The 15773-nt window shown below is 40.3% G+C and carries 15 protein-coding genes; 10 read left to right on the forward strand and 5 right to left on the reverse strand.

Features of this window, described 5'->3' with window-relative positions:
• Nucleotides 1-212 precede the first annotated feature (212 nt).
• From VB691_RS15225 to VB691_RS15255, 7 genes are all read left to right on the forward strand, one after another.
• Nucleotides 213-1481 (forward strand): aspartate aminotransferase family protein, encoded by a 1269-nt coding sequence (locus tag VB691_RS15225; RefSeq protein WP_323292362.1) that lies wholly within the window; start codon nt 213-215, stop codon nt 1479-1481.
• Nucleotides 1482-1557: 76 nt separating this feature from the next.
• On the forward strand, nt 1558-1896 hold the full coding sequence (locus tag VB691_RS15230; protein ID WP_323292363.1) for a DUF4870 domain-containing protein: 339 nt from the start codon (nt 1558-1560) through the stop codon (nt 1894-1896).
• Nucleotides 1897-2136: 240 nt separating this feature from the next.
• Entirely contained in the window at nt 2137-2322 is a 186-nt protein-coding gene (locus tag VB691_RS15235; protein WP_323292364.1) for a hypothetical protein, read from the forward strand.
• A 121-nt stretch (nt 2323-2443) separates the two neighbouring features.
• Entirely contained in the window at nt 2444-3112 is a 669-nt protein-coding gene (locus VB691_RS15240) for a glycoside hydrolase family protein (RefSeq protein WP_323292365.1), read from the forward strand.
• 115 nt (nt 3113-3227) lie between these two features.
• Nucleotides 3228-4190: an orange carotenoid-binding protein gene (locus tag VB691_RS15245; protein ID WP_323292366.1), complete on the forward strand. Its 963-nt coding sequence runs from the start codon at nt 3228-3230 to the stop codon at nt 4188-4190.
• A gap of 120 nt (nt 4191-4310) precedes the next feature.
• On the forward strand, nt 4311-5057 hold the full coding sequence (locus tag VB691_RS15250) for a fatty acid desaturase (protein WP_323292367.1): 747 nt from the start codon (nt 4311-4313) through the stop codon (nt 5055-5057).
• Nucleotides 5058-5198: 141 nt separating this feature from the next.
• Complete coding sequence (locus VB691_RS15255) at nt 5199-5534, forward strand: hypothetical protein (RefSeq protein WP_416245162.1); 336 nt, start codon at nt 5199-5201, stop codon at nt 5532-5534.
• Nucleotides 5535-5546: 12 nt separating this feature from the next.
• On the opposite strand, the gene VB691_RS15260 is transcribed toward VB691_RS15255, so the two are convergent.
• The 4 genes from VB691_RS15260 to VB691_RS15275 form a co-directional block, all read right to left on the reverse strand.
• Nucleotides 5547-6494: an NAD(P)H-dependent glycerol-3-phosphate dehydrogenase gene (locus VB691_RS15260; RefSeq protein ID WP_323292368.1), complete on the reverse strand. Its 948-nt coding sequence runs from the start codon at nt 6492-6494 to the stop codon at nt 5547-5549.
• 99 nt (nt 6495-6593) lie between these two features.
• Complete coding sequence (locus VB691_RS15265) at nt 6594-6710, reverse strand: Rho termination factor N-terminal domain-containing protein (protein ID WP_323292369.1); 117 nt, start codon at nt 6708-6710, stop codon at nt 6594-6596.
• Between the two features lie 398 nt (nt 6711-7108).
• Nucleotides 7109-7402 (reverse strand): hypothetical protein, encoded by a 294-nt coding sequence (locus tag VB691_RS15270; RefSeq protein ID WP_323292370.1) that lies wholly within the window; start codon nt 7400-7402, stop codon nt 7109-7111.
• Nucleotides 7403-7605: 203 nt separating this feature from the next.
• Nucleotides 7606-7857, reverse strand: a complete 252-nt coding sequence (locus VB691_RS15275) for an AbrB/MazE/SpoVT family DNA-binding domain-containing protein (RefSeq protein ID WP_323292371.1) — start codon at nt 7855-7857, stop codon at nt 7606-7608.
• Nucleotides 7858-8075: 218 nt separating this feature from the next.
• Here VB691_RS15275 and chlP point away from each other — a divergent pair, with 218 nt between their 5' ends.
• From chlP to hemH, 3 genes are all read left to right on the forward strand, one after another.
• Nucleotides 8076-9296 (forward strand): geranylgeranyl reductase, encoded by a 1221-nt coding sequence (gene chlP, locus VB691_RS15280; protein ID WP_323292507.1) that lies wholly within the window; start codon nt 8076-8078, stop codon nt 9294-9296.
• 261 nt (nt 9297-9557) lie between these two features.
• The gene (locus tag VB691_RS15285) at nt 9558-10607 is read left to right on the forward strand and encodes a DUF2235 domain-containing protein (RefSeq protein ID WP_323292372.1); all 1050 of its coding nucleotides are present in this window, start codon (nt 9558-9560) and stop codon (nt 10605-10607) included.
• A gap of 180 nt (nt 10608-10787) precedes the next feature.
• Nucleotides 10788-11951 carry a ferrochelatase gene (hemH, locus tag VB691_RS15290; RefSeq protein ID WP_323292373.1) on the forward strand — a complete coding sequence of 388 codons (1164 nt, stop codon included), beginning with the start codon at nt 10788-10790 and terminating at the stop codon, nt 11949-11951.
• On the opposite strand, the gene VB691_RS15295 is transcribed toward hemH, so the two are convergent.
• Nucleotides 11946-15485, reverse strand: coding sequence for a HEAT repeat domain-containing protein (locus VB691_RS15295; RefSeq protein WP_323292374.1), 3540 nt, complete (start codon nt 15483-15485; stop codon nt 11946-11948). The two genes, hemH and VB691_RS15295, sit on opposite strands and share 6 nt — an antisense overlap.
• Nucleotides 15486-15773: the final 288 nt, after the last annotated feature.

The raw sequence follows: 15773 nt of genomic DNA on the forward strand, positions 1-15773 counted from the left end.
ATCCCGTCGCCAAATGAGTACATTATGGCGCGGGGCTTTCGGCGATTTAGCTAAATATACTACTATGGCCCGATCAGGATGACAATTTGATTGATCTATTGAGAATTTAGCTAAGATGGAATCTGGGGAAAAACTAAACAAATCCTAACTTTACCCCCAACTCTGATTACAATTGCCCATAGAGCGTAACGCGACTTTGCTAGGAGCTAACCGTGAGTCACAACACCTTAATAGACACGCCAGCGAAAGCCTTTGATACCAATGAATTTGATACCTATGTGATGCACACCTATGGGCGGTTTCCGATCGCCATGGAACGAGGAGAGGGGTGTCGTCTCTGGGATACGGAAGGAAAGGAATATCTCGACTTTGTGGCGGGTATTGCCACTTGTACTCTAGGCCATGGCCATCCTGCCTTAATTAAAACTGTAACCCAACAAATCCAACAGCTACACCATGTCTCCAATTTATACTATATTCCACAACAAGGAGAATTAGCTCAGTGGATTGTCGAGCATTCTTGCGCGGATCGGGTCTTTTTCTGTAATTCTGGGGCAGAAGCTAACGAAGCTGCCATTAAACTGGTTCGTAAATATGCTCACACTGTTCTCGACTTTTTAGAGCAACCCGTTATTTTAACGGCTAAAGGGAGTTTTCATGGACGTACCTTAGCCACCATTACCGCCACAGGACAACCCAAATATCAACAGGATTTTGAACCTTTGATGCCTGGTTTTGCCTATGTTCCCTACAATGATATCAAAGCCGTTGAACACGCGATCGCTGATATTGATGAAGGCAACCGTCGGGTAGCGGCGATTATGTTAGAACCCTTACAAGGAGAAGGGGGAGTGCGCCCTGGTGATATTGACTATTTCTTGCGTCTGAGAAAGATTTGTGATGAGAATAATATTCTCTTAGTCTTCGATGAAGTGCAAGTGGGAGTGGGACGCACCGGAAAGCTTTGGGGTTATGAAAATTTGGGGGTTGAACCCGATATCTTTACTAGCGCGAAAGGGTTAGCCGGGGGTATTCCTATCGGGGCGATGATGTCTAAAAAATTCTGTGATGTGTTTACCCCAGGAACCCACGCCAGTACCTTTGGCGGCAACCCCTTTGCTTGTGCTTCTGCTTTGACGGTGTTACACACCATTGAAAAAGACCATCTCTTACAGAATGTACAAGCCCGTGGGGAACAATTACGCACCAAATTACGGGCGATCGCACAAAAAGATCCTACCCTATTTACGGATGTACGAGGTTGGGGATTAATTAATGGTATGGAAATCAATGAAGAGATGTCAATTACTTCTCTTGATATTGTCAAAGCGGCCATGGAAGAAGGGTTATTATTAGCCCCGGCTGGGCCAAAAGTGTTGCGCTTTGTTCCTCCGTTAATTGTGTCTGAGGAAGAGGTTAATCAAGCAGTCCAAATTCTGGAAAAAGCGATTAGTAAAGTTTGTTCATCTACGGCTTGCTAATGGTAAATTAAGAGTGCGTTATCAATTAGCGCACTCTTATGCCCATGAAATATACTGATTTGAGGGAAAACTTTCTATGAGTGAAGAATTAGCAAAACGCAAATTACTGTCTGCTTTATGTCATGGCTCTATCTTTTTTAGTGCGACTGTTGTTTCAATTGGTATCCCAATTGTTATTTTATTCATTTCTGATGATCCCACGATTCAAAGTAATGCGAAAGAAGTTTTAAACTTTCACTTAAATGTTTGGCTTTATGGCATTATTTTTGGCATTCTTACTCTTATTCTTATTGGTTGGCTACTTTTAGGATTATTAGGGATTTTCACTTTAATTATGCCTATTCTTGCTATTATTCAGGTATTAAGTGAACCAAATAAACCCTTTCGCTATCCTTTTATTTTTAGGGTTTTATAAGAGAAAGCAGGGCGGGTTGATCTAACTTATTTGTGAGTATCATAACTTGTACAAAAAACCCGCCCCTACAAATTATTAACTTTGGATTTCTTAACCGCCATTTTTTTGTTACATATTGTTGTGTTTTTTGATGATTTTGATTTATCTGAGACGATTTATGGTAATAATATAAGTAGGGAGAATCTTGATTAGGATATTGCTTTCACAACCCCTACAGTTTCTAGTTGGGAGGAAAAGTATATGAATAACTTTGATCTTAAATGCTATCGACACACCTATAATAACCCTAATTATTGGGATGGTGAAAAGTTGAATAATGAAGAGTCTCGTCGCCAAATTTGGCAAAATTGTCGTCAATTAACGGATAATTTTTACAATGAGTTGATCCTTCGTGGTTATTTGGTGTTAAAAATATCATCCGATTAAAACAGATGGAGAGACTTTTATGAGAAAGTCTCTAAGGGATTTTTTTGTATTTTTTCAAGAAAAATGAGACAATATAATTTGAGGTAAAATTACCCATCAAAGCTGTTGTCGAGGTTAAGTTTTGCGGAAAAATACTAATCCCTATGATTACCCATTTCGCAGTGTTTATCAAACCTTTATTACTGCCGTTGTTTTAATGACAGGGGGTTGGTTATTATACTCATCAATTCGTGATTTCAAGCCCTTTTCTCCTTTTCCTCAGATTCAATCAACCTATAAAATTCAGCCCTTAGTCATGAAAGGGGGCGATCCCTATATTCGGGCATTAATGCGGACAATTACTGCTAGTGAGGCAAATGTCAGTAAACCTTACCATGTTCTCTATGGGGGTCAATATGTCTCGAATTTAGACCAACATCCTGACCGTTGTATAACGATTGTAACAGGGCCCAATCAAGGAAACTGTAGCACGGCAGCGGGGCGGTATCAATTCTTAAACACTACCTGGGCCAGTAAAGCTAAACGATATCACCCCAACCATTCAGGACTATTTTGGTGGAAATCCTACAGTTTTGAACCCGAATATCAAGATAAGGTTGTTTATCGTTGGTTAAGTGATCCTAATGCTTGGGGGGTGAATATTTCCCAATTATTACAAGGGGGCAAAATTGAAGATGTGTTACGATTACTATCAGGAACTTGGACAAGTTTAGGCTATGGTATTGAAACCAATTCTATGAGTTCCCATTTACCTAAAATTTATCAGCAAATGTTACAAGAAGAACTTTGAATCTAAATACTCCTAATAAGCGATCACTCACCATGTTAGACTTGACCTAATCACAAACTTTGGACGAAGAAAAAAATTTTTCTTCTGTCAAGTTCAGCATCTAATGGAGTAATTTATGCCTTACACCGTTGATACAGCACGTAATATCTTTTCAAATACCCTGGCCGCAGATGCTGTTCCCGCCACAACAGCCCGTTTTAACCAGCTTAGTGCAGAAGATCAACTGGCGTTGATTTGGTTTGCCTACTTAGAAATGGGAAAAACCATTACGATTGCCGCTCCTGGTGCGGCTAATATGCAGTTTGCTGAATTGACTTTGGCACAGATTAAGGAAATGTCCTTCAAGGAACAATCCCAAGCCATGTGCGATCTAGCCAATCGGATCGATACCCCCATCAATCGTACCTATGCAAGTTGGACAGCCAACATTAAACTGGGCTTTTGGTATCGTCTAGGTCAATGGATGGCCGAAGGATTTGTTGCTCCCATTCCTTCGGGTTATCAACTTTCTGCGAATGCTTCGGCAATTCTCGCAACCATTTGCAGTCTTGAACCCGGACAGCAAATCACTGTTTTGAGAAATTCAGTGGTAGACATGGGCTATGATCCGAACAAGATTAAGGGCTATCAGCGTGTGTCTGAAACTGTCGTTGTCCCCAAGGAAATCTCTGAGCGCGAAAAGGTGACCATCGAAGGGATTGATAATCCCACAATTATTCAATACATGACCAACCTCAATGCCAATGATTTTGAGGCTCTGATTAAATTGTTTGCAGAAGATGGTGCGCTTCAACCTCCTTTCCAACGCCCCCTTGTTGGAAAAGAAGCTATACTGCGTTTCTTCCGAGAAGAATGTCAAAATCTTAAACTTGTACCTGAACGGGGTGTGAGTGAACCTGCTAATGATGGTTTCCTACAAATTAAAATTACAGGGACTTGTCAAACCCCTTGGTTTGGTGCGAATGTCGGCATGAATATTGCTTGGCGTTTTCTTTTAAATCCTGATGGCAAGATATTTTTTGTGGCGGTTGATTTATTGGCATCTGCTAAGGAACTTTTAAACTTGGTTCGTAAATAGAGAGTTGTTGGTGATTTGGACTGAGATATCTCCAAATTTTTCTGCTGACTAAAATGAGAGCGTCCTCAGATCGGACGCTTTTTTCGCATACTATAGCTCGATCCTCCTACAACGGAAATCATGGTATTACAGAAAAACAAATCATATTTGGGTTTATGGCTGGCGATCGCCATTCTTTTATTGTGGCTGAGCAGTGGTCTTTTCCTCATGGCTTTTCCTCTGAGCCAGATGAGTTGGATTGCGATCGCAATATTAGTAGGATGTCGCTCTTTTCTACATACGGGGTTATTTATCTTGGCCCATGATGCGATTCATGGTAATCTCGTTCCTCACAATCTCCTCCTCAATCAAAAAATAGGTCAAATAACCGTGCTTTTATATGCTTACTTGTCCTATGAAAATTGCCAAAACAATCATAAAAATCATCATTTAAACCCTGCACATATTGGAGATCCTGACTTCCACGATGGAGTCCATTGTCATCCGATTCTTTGGTATTATAAATTCCTGTGTAATTACTTTTCTGTTGCCCAATTTATCAAATTTTTAGGGGTTATCGCTCTATTATCTCTCTTTTTTCATACTTTATTTGATGTTGCTTACTTAAATTTATTGCTATTCTTCCTAATTCCCCTTGTCTTGAGTTCACTTCAGCTTTTCTTTTTTGGGACATATTTGCCTCATGGCAAAGCAACATCTTGGCCAAACAGGACGCACCCCACTCATTTTTTAGGGAATTGCTGGTCATTACTAACTTGTTATCACTTTGGGTCATATCATGAAGAACACCACGCTTTTCCCCAAATTCCTTGGTTTCAACTGCCTCAAGCAATTTTCATTTCCCAAAGCCACCAAAAACTATTATAATTAGCATTGATATAGCACAATACCATAGGCAATAGACAATAAGCACTAGATCACAACTTTTGAGGATCTAGTAGCCTATACTTTGACGGCTAGATCAGGGAAAATAATGTCCTTAGACTGTGTAAATTCAAAAAACTATTAATGCTGACAATGCCCCTTTCTGAAACTCAATGGTCCCCTACAGAAGAAAAAATTGCCAAGACTGCTTTTGATACAGCTTATTGTCGTGAAGTGGCTTCAATGATGGCAGAGGTTAAACGACAGGCCCAAGGAGCAACCAATCCAGATGAACTATGGAAACTGCACGATTTTCTCAGTGCAAGAAGGCATGACTTAGATGGGAAATATGATTTTCGTAGTTCGATGTTAATTTTTGTCTTTGCTCAATTGCTCAAAGAAGACTGGTTGAAGCTTGGGGAGTTAGAGGGATTGAGTGCCGATAAGATCGCAAAGATCAAAGCACTCGCTCTAATTTGATATTGTCTTAAGTTACATAAAATCTAAGTCATCAAACTCTGCTTTAAGATGTCTGGCCATCAATTCTTTAACAGCTTCTTTTGGGGTAATTTTCCTATTTAAGAGTCGATAAACTTGATGGGAGATAGGAATGGCGATTTTGTAATTTTTAGCTAATTCTATTAACACATTGGTGGTATTAACTCCTTCGGCGGTACTTTTTAACTCTGTGAGAATTTCCTCTAAAGTTTTCCCTTGAGAAAGTCCATAACCGACGCGATAATTACGGGATAAAGGACTGTCACAGGTAGCTATTAAATCCCCCAATCCTGATAGTCCAAAAAAGGTTTCTGGGGATGCCCCTAATGCCATTCCGACGCGAATCATTTCGGGTAAAGCGCGGGTTAATAGGGCAGATTTGGCATTAGTTCCTAACTGTAAGCCATCACAAACTCCAGAAGCGATCGCCATTACATTTTTGAGGGTTCCCCCTAATTCTGTACCGATGGGATCATTGTTGACATAAACCCGAAAAATATCCGATGAAAAAATTTCTTGAACTGTTTCTGCGGCGGTTATATTCTTACTAGAAACGACGGTGGCCGCGGGGAGTCCTTTTTTTATTTCTTCTGATAAATTTGGCCCTGATAATACCACTACTGAATTGGTAGGAAAGGTTTCTTGCCAAATCTGAGAAGGGGTTAAGGTTGTAACAGCATCTAACCCTTTTGTGGCAGTGACAAAAATGGTTTCTTCGGGAATTTTTAAGGTTTGAAGTTTTTCAATAGTTGGTCTTACTCCTTTCATCGAAACAGCAGAAACAATTACCGAGGCTTCCTTAACAAGATCTGCTAAAGATTCTGTACTTTTTCGTGACCAGATTCGGACATTATTCTGCCTGTTATGTTTGGCTAATGTCGCTAATACTTGTCCCCATAATCCTGCACCGATTATAGTTAAATTTATCTTTTTATTGGTCATGGGATTTGGCTTATTATTAACAACTTTTCAGGGTTCTTCCAATACTTTAGGTAAGGGTTGACAGCCATTTTAAAATTATCTCTCTCATTATAACACTATTTAATCATAAATTTTCTTTAACTCAGTAATTAATGCGGCTTTTTTCAGGCTACTATATCCAGTTAGTCCTTTTTGTTTCGCCAAATCTCTTAACTCTTTTACTGTCAATTTATTCAAGTCTGGTTCAGGTTTAGGTTTAGATTCAGATTCAGGAGTTAAATAGAATACTTGTTTAAGTGAATCTAATTTTCTGCCTTTAGTAATGCCACATTTAAGCTTAATTACTGGCTCAAAATTCTTCCAAAATTTACGATCAGATTCATCAATTTTATTCGTTGCAACCGCTAAATTTAACCCTTTTAAGGGTTTGTCTCCTTCTTCAATTAGATAACGAAGTGCTGATTTAATTTCATCTCTAGATGCAGTAGAAAGATTGATTTTAGCAATTGTTTCTCGGCTCTCCCGATATCTTGGTGCAAAATGTATAATAAGTTACAATACTTAAGATGGTGGGTTACGACGCGGATTAAAACTTATTAGTTTTTCATCAAAATCATAGCCGCGTCTAACCCACCCTACGAATCATAAGCTTTACTTATCACCACACATACGGGAGAGCCAATAAGATAAGGGTTAATCGGATTATGACTAAATCTATCTGATGTTTGGTTTTTTCGTGCAGCAAAATCAACTGTTACATTACCCGCATTTTTCCTTCCTGTGGGAAATTGAGGGAATATTTCTTCAGGATGATTAAATCCTAAAGCTTTGAGAAAAAAAGGTATAAAATTAGCACAGACGATAGCTTCTGGCGCATTTTCTGGCAATTCTTTCCAGCGAGACTTGAGATCAGGCATTGTTGCGACCATTGATTTGACTCCTGAGTGTAAATACTTAATTGTTAAAGGTTAATGCTCTAACAATAGTATGCCCAGAATTCTTAGAGAATCTAACAGTTGTGCAAAATAAATTTGTGAAGATTTAGATCTCCGAAAAATTTCTAACTGATAATTACTTTAAAAGTATCAACAATATGATCAACGAATTCTTGTTGAATATTCATGACCCTCCCTTAAATCATTTCTTGACCAAGGGCTTCACTTTCCACAAAATCTATCACATCATCTGGGTATTGAAAGTCATGGGGAATACTAGATAATAATTGATCTAGGGTCGAAACATTTTGCTTCTTAGTAATGACAAGAGCATCTTTTGATTCTGTCAATTCTACAATTGAGTTTTCATCAATGCCAAAACTTTCAGCAATTTTTTGAGGAATACGAAATCCGATACTATTACCCCATTTTTTTAATTGTATATCCATTCTTATGTCTTGAACTACCTAGTTATACATTATAAAATTATAAGCAATTAATCTTATGAATTGATCTAAGCCTATCTGTAACCCAGATTGTTAAGCAATGTAACAAAATTGTTAAGCTCTATTTCAACTTTGAGAGATTTTGACAGATCGCCGTCTTTAAGGTCAAAGTCCATGATACGATGCAATCCGTAATCCCTTCTGGAAATAGGAGAATAGCCTTGGTTTTACGGGTTGCTGTTGTCGGTTCAGGGCCGGCCGGATCTTCCGCCGCCGAAACATTAGCAAAAGCTGGCATTGAAACATACTTATTTGAGCGTAAACTAGATAACGCCAAACCCTGCGGTGGTGCCATTCCCCTCTGTATGGTCAGCGAATTCGATCTACCGCCAGAAATCATTGATCGACGGGTGAGAAAGATGAAAATGATCTCTCCATCCAACATTGAAGTTGATATTAATCTTGATCGAGAAGATGAATATATCGGGATGTGTCGTCGAGAAGTTCTCGATGGCTTTCTACGCGATCGCGCCGCTAAAACAGGTGCTAACCTAATTAACGGAACGGTTTATCAATTAGATCTTCCCAAAACTAACACCGATCCCTACACTCTCCATTATGCCGATCATGGCAACGGAAACGCCCAAGGGGAAATGAAAACCCTCAAGGTTGATGTAGTTATTGGCGCAGATGGGGCCAACTCTCGCGTTGCTAAGGCCATTGATGCGGGGGATTATAATTATGCGATCGCCTTCCAAGAGCGTATCCGTTTACCCCAAGACAAAATGGCTTACTATGAAGACCTAGCCGAGATGTATGTGGGTAAAGATGTTTCCCCCGACTTCTACGCTTGGGTATTCCCCAAATATGACCACGTGGCCGTAGGTACGGGAACCATGAAGGTCAATAAATCCATGATTAAAGACCTACAAGCCGGAATTCGCGCCCGTGCTGCCCGTAGACTGGAAGGGGGAGAAATTATTAAAGTAGAAGCTCATCCCATTCCTGAACATCCCCGGCCCCGTCGTGTAGTAGGTCGTGTAGCGTTGGTTGGAGACGCAGCAGGGACTGTTACTAAGTCTTCTGGGGAAGGGATCTATTTTGCCGCTAAGTCAGCCCGTATGTGTGCAGAAACCATCGTAGAAGTGACGAATGCGGGTCAACGTATTCCCACAGAAGATGAGTTAAAACTGTATCTCAAACGTTGGGATAAGCAATATGGTATGACTTACCTGGTTTTAGATATTCTACAACGGGTCTTTTATCGGTCTGATGCTTCGCGGGAGGCTTTTGTAGAAATGTGTTCTGATAAGGATGTACAACGGATGACTTTTGATAGTTATTTATATAAAACCGTTGTCCCTGCTAACCCCTTAGTACAGATGAAAATTACCGCTAAAACTATCGGTAGTTTATTACGGGGTCATGCTTTAGCTCCTTAATTTTAGATAAGTTTAAGTCAAGTGCTTAGGGTGGGCGGATGCTCACCCTATTTTTTTGAAGTACATTTCTTGCATGAATTGTTCCCAAAAAAAGCATACATTTGTTAAGAAATAAAAAATATCCTATTTTATCAACGCTGAATAGTCCGAGTAAGAGATAATGGAATTGGAGATGTATAAAGATTCTCCCAGTAAATCAAGATCTGTTTTTAGCAGAGCTTCACTATCGCAAACTTTGAAAAGCGAAGGGAGTTAGTAGATATGAAACGCCGTCTTATTGTTTGTTGTGATGGCACTTGGCAGGATTTAGGGCAAAGTTATCCCACCAATGTTGTCAAAATGGCTCAAGCCATTAAGCTACTCGATAGTAATAATAATCATCATATCCATCAAATTATCTATTATGATGAGGGGTTAGGTACTAAGCAAATAGAATCAGGGGATTCTATTATTGATATCTTAACAAAACTTGGAGGAGGAGGATTGGGGTTAGGAATTGACCACAAAATTCAAGATGCTTATCGTTTTCTGTGCATGAACTATGAACCAGAAGATGAAATTTACTTATTTGGTTTCAGTCGTGGTGCTTACACAGTTCGTTGTTTAGCAGGATTAATCTATAACTCAGGTTTACCTCACAGAGAGTTCCTCCGAAAAATCCCAAAAGCTTACGAACTTTACCGAGAAAAACAAAATCCTGATAATTCACCTGACGGAAAAAATGCGGTTGACTTTCGTAGTCAATATGGGCAACGAGTTCCGATTAAAGCTTTGTGTTGTTGGGATACAGTAGCTTCATTAGGGATTCCTGACCTTATTCATGGTCTTAAATTGGATGAAAAGTTTAATGAACGATATCGCTTTTTTGATGACAAAGTAAATCCCACAATCAAGAAAGCTATTCATGCAGTTGCGATCGATGAAATCCGCAAAGTGTTTGATGTAACCCACATGGAATCTAGCATACCTGGTCAGGTAACTCAAGTTTGGTTCCCAGGCGCTCATGGGTGTGTTGGCGGAGGTTCTGAACAAGAACGGGGTTTATCCGATGGTGCTTTACTTTGGATGATGGAACAAGTTGAAAAACTGGGATTAGTTCTGGATGAAACTCATGTTGAAAATGGGATTAAGCCCAAATATAAGGCATCTTTTGACAATAAGCCAGAATTTCCCTTTAATATTGGAGGCCCAAATATCCGTAAAGTGACGGGTTTTGATGATTTACATGAAAGCGTCAAGAAACGGTGGAAAGATGATTCTAACTATCGACCTGAAAATTTGATGCCATTCAAGGAAAAGCTTGATGCTTAAAATCCCTAAGATTCTAATCTTAATTGCTACTTATAGAGTTAGTTTAAGTCAATTGCTTAGGGTGGGCGGATGCTTACCCTATTTTTTAGATCCTCCCATCAAGTAAAGCGACGTGCGTGGGTGTCGTCAATCAGTTAAACTTGGTAAAGAATCGAAAAATGTTAACTATCTATTAAAATTATGGGTCGCGTTGGGGTCTTATTGCTCAATTTAGGGGGCCCAGAACAGTTAGATGATGTTCGCCCCTTTCTATTTAATCTGTTTTCTGATCCAGAAATCATTCGTTTGCCCTTTCCTTGGCTACAAAAGCCCTTAGCTTGGCTCATTTCCACCCTCAGAAGTGGCAAATCCCAAGAAAATTATCGCCAAATTGGGGGAGGCTCTCCCTTAAGAAAGATTACGGAGGCCCAAGGGGAAGCTCTAGAACAACGGCTGGCAGAAATTGGCCAAGAGGCAGATATCTACATCGGAATGCGTTATTGGTATCCTTTTACGGAAGAAGCCATCGCTCGCATTAAACGCGATCGCCTGCAAAAATTAGTTATTCTCCCCCTTTATCCTCAATTTTCCATCAGTACCAGCGGCTCTAGTTTCCGTGTCTTGGAAGAAATGTGGCAAGAAGATTCAGCCCTGAGACAAATTGAATATACTTTAATTCCTTCTTGGTATGATCATCCAGGCTATTTGGCGGCCATGGCGGATTTAATTGCCCAGGAATTGGCTAAAATTCCTAACCCTGACCAAGTTCATATCTTTTTCAGCGCCCATGGGGTGCCTCAAAGCTATGTAGAAGAAGCGGGTGATCCTTATCAAGCAGAAATTGAAGCTTGTACGCGCTTGATCATGAAAACCCTGAACCGTCCCAACCCTCATACTCTCGCTTATCAAAGTCGGGTTGGCCCGGTGGAATGGTTAAAACCCTATACAGAAGACGCTTTACAAGAATTAGGGGAACAAGGAATCAAAGATTTATTGGTAGTTCCCATTAGTTTTGTTTCGGAACATATTGAAACCTTACAAGAAATTGATATGGAGTACCGCGAACTTGCCGAAGAAGCAGGAATTACTAATTTTCAACGGGTTCCTGCCTTAAATACTCATCCTCTTTTTATTGACTCTCTTGCTCAATTAGTGGTGCATTCTTTGGCAGAATCGCCAATAACCTTTGATTCTGTCACTCATCCCAAGAAAAACATGAAAATGTATCCCCAAGAACGTTGGGCCTGGGGCATGACAACTGCGGCTGAAGTCTGGAATGGACGGTTAGCAATGGTGGGATTTCTGGGTTTATTAATTGAGTTAATTAGTGGTCATGGCCCCTTACATTTTGTGGGAATTTTATAGGGGAGGATGAACTTGTTTAGTCATCCATTCTAATAAGGTGGGGATTAACTGAGGATCATCAGGGGAAAAAATCGGGATAGCTGATGATTCTTGCTGAGTGATCGCACCAATAACTCCATTAAACTTGCCCAATATTTCTAAGAGGTTAGTTGATAAATGGAGATTGTGAGCATCATCATAAAACAGTAAAATTAATTGTGTTTGTGGGGAGTTTCTCTGTAAAAGATGCCAGTAAAGACGCAATTTGGACAGAGTTTCCGGCAACCCATGTTCAAAGGGTTGACATTGTTGTTCTAACATTTGATCGTAAATATCGATCACGGGATTTTCTGGCTCAATAAAGCGACTACTTTCAATCCACACTAACTTAATTGAAGGGAATTGAGAGCTTTTTTGTATCTCTTGTCTCAATTGTTCAAGGAGTGTTAAAGCTGAATTGACAGAAGGTTGAATAAGAGGTTTAGACGACAGTAAAGGAGTAGGTAAAGCCCGTTGATGCCAAGCTTGATAAAATTCTCGATAAGATAAATATTGGGCGCAATGCCACATTATTTTATAACAAGCAGAGTATTCGAGTAATGGTTCTTTTAGTAAAGAATCCCGTAATTGAATCACGATCTGAGGCATCTGTTTCAAGGGCAAAATATCGATTAAACTCTCAGCAATTTGGATTGCTAAATTTTGATTGTTTAAGGTTTGGAGAAGTTTCACAAAAACAGCGATCGCTTCTTTATTTCCTAGGGCAATTTTCCCCAAACTTCTAGCAGCACAGCGGCGGTTTTCAAGATTATTACTGGTTTCTAATAATCGAATTAAAGTCGCCATTGCCACCGGATTTCCTTCGCCAATATCTCCCAAACTTTCAGCAGCTAAACCTCGAATATCAGGATCATCTGTAGACTGAATCAGATTGACTAATACCGTCAAGGCTTCTAAATTTCCCTGATTAATTTTGCCGAGACTTGCAGCAGCTTGACGGAGGGTAAATTCATCCCGTGAGGTTTGTAAAATTTGGGTCAACCCATTGATAACCGATGGATTTACTGGGTCAAGTTTGCCTAAACTTTCCGCAATTTCTCGATAGGTGGCCTCATCTTCCACCTGTTTCATTAATTCAAGAGAAACTTGCATAATGGCGGGATTTTTTGGGGCAATTTTTCCTAAACTATCTAAGGCTTCTTTGCGAAGTAGTAAGGATTCCCCAGAGTGCATTAGTTCTTCTAAAATAGTGATCGCCTGTTCATTTCCTTCGCCAATTTTGCCTAAACTACTAATGGCAATCCAACCAAGATAAACATCATTATTTTGTCGTAAAAGAGTGACCAAGGCCATAATGGCCTGAATATTACCCGGACAAACTTCTCCTAAACTATAAACCGCCTCTTGACGAATGCTTGGGTTAGTAGCTGTTTCCAGTAATTGTACCAAAACAGCAATGGCGGTGGGATTGCCTGGATCAATTTTTTCCAAACTTTCGGCCGCTTGCCGTCGAATGCCAATTTCTTTCGTTGTCCGAATCAGTTGCACCAGAATAGCAATAGCTGTAGCATTGCCCTGGCCAATGATTTCTAGGGCTTGAAATGTCCGTCGTCTGAGGGAAGAAGAAGATTGACTGTGGAGTAAATGAATGAGGGCTTTGATCCCTTGAAGATTGCCTTGCCCAATTTTTTCTAACCCTAAAAAAGCCATTTGACGAGTTTCATCCGTTGTGGCAGTTTCTAGCAACTCAACAAAAATGGCGATCGCTTGTGGATTGCCAGGATCAATGGTTCCGAGGGTTTCAGCGATTTGCCAGCTAAGAGATGAATTAGTCGGGGTTTTGAGAAATTGAGTTAAAGCGGCGATCGCCACAGCATTGCCTTTTGCCAGTCGCCCTAAAAATTGTAGCCCCTCTTTTTGTTCCCCTTCATCTGTAGAATTATCAATTAGAGCGATGAGGGCCGCGATGGCCAAGGGACGATAAAGGGTATCAAGACTCTCTCTGGCTGCCAATGCTCGTAAACTTAAAGCAAGAGCAGGAGAGGAAGATGGCACAGATCTAGCCTCAAATCCCCAATCAATAAGTTGTTCCACCATTTCCGTCCCGTGGGAACAATTAGGAATTTCCCCTAATCCCGTGGTTGCGATTAAATAGCCCCTGAGTCCATAGAAATTGGCTGGGCCACATTGATCATCAATCGTCATCAAAGCTTTGATCAAGGCTTCTTTGTCGTCTGTAGCAATATCCTCTCGTCCTAACCAAAAGCAAAAACTATTCTGCCATTGGTTGCTAAAAATGGGATAGGTTGTGTCATGATTGCCTAAAAAACACTGCCAGTCATCAATGGCGAGGGCAGCAAAATAGTCTCGAAAGGTCTGATCACAAAAAGTATAATAATTGTTTTCCTCATTTTCTGTGACCATTCCCACGGGAATCAGCCATTTTAATTGAACAGCTAAGGAAAACAGAGGGAGGTTTTCTCCAAAGCTATCCAAAATCATGTCATAGTCAATGGTCGAAGATATTTCACTCTGGGACTGATTTTTGAGAGCTAAGATAGCCAGTAATTGACTTAACTGTTGCTTTTGTTGAAGGGTTGTCGAGATGTTTTCTGCTTGCCATTGATAGAATTCATTGACTAACCCCTGATAGAGTTGCAGAGAGGTTTTAGGGAACTGATTGGGATTTTTCTGCCAATAACGGCATAACAACGCTAAACGTTGCGGATTTTTCAGCCATCGTTGAAGGTGTTGGGTTTCCGGTTCCTCTAAAATGCGACATAATTGGTGATCTAAATTTTCTTTGACTGGTTGTCGTTTTTCCAACAGTAAGCTAGGACGAAACCATTGTTCAATAAACTGTTTAATCTGATGCTGATTTTCTAAGGGTTGGGTTTGATAGATTTGAAATTTGGCTAAAAGACGGGGTTTAGTCCCCCAGGTTTGGGTTTGACAGGTTAGGATGATTGGGAGATTGTCCGTTATGTCTTGGCATTGATCTATCAAGCATTCCAGAGGAGAGGCCGCAACCTGAGCAACAGGTTTACCGAACCAATAATCGATCCCATCACACAATAACCAAACTTTTTGACTGGCTAATAATTGCTCAAATTCTCTTTGCCAAATTTCTTTAGGAATAGGTTCTGTGGTGCGGTAACGATTTGACCCTTGAATCAGCCATTTTTCCCATAAATATTGCTGTAATGTCTCTTTTTTAAATTGATGGGGCCAGATCCAAATCGGAATTTTATCCGTTTGCTCTAGTAGACGATGGGCAATTTTTTGTAAGAAAAGGGTTTTCCCTGTGCCAGATTCTCCGATAATGGCAATGTTTGGCTGAGGGTTGTGAGGATTATCCGAGAGGAGTATTTCTTGAAAAAATTCTTCTTGTTGGTAGATCCTATCCTTGGGAGGATCTGTGCTTAAATCGGGGGATAAGCTTGTCCCTAGGGGTTGATGGGGAGGATGATGGATAGAATCAGCTTGAAATCGCAGGGTTAAGGAGATTGGTGCTTGTTCCCCATCGCTTCCCGTCTCATCGGGTTGGGTATTCATTGGATTGATGGGCAATGAATATTTAAGCATGACACGGCCAACTTCTCTCCAGTTAATACTGAACCATGAGGAGGGAGGAAAAGACGTATCCTTCATAGGAGATAAGTGGCTTGGGGACATACTTATTGTCGCCTGTTTTGACTATGATCTTACCAAAAATATTGATCTTTCTCATTTTCACTGTTCAGTTTATTGATGCTGAGGCCAGATCTTAAGTTGTAAGAGCAATGATCAATGGCTGAATACTGTTGCGGCTTTCTTGAGTTAACATGATGACTGTTTGAGTCA

The sequence above is a fragment of the Crocosphaera sp. XPORK-15E genome, assembly GCF_034931425.1.
Lineage (GTDB): Bacteria > Cyanobacteriota > Cyanobacteriia > Cyanobacteriales > Microcystaceae > UHCC-0190.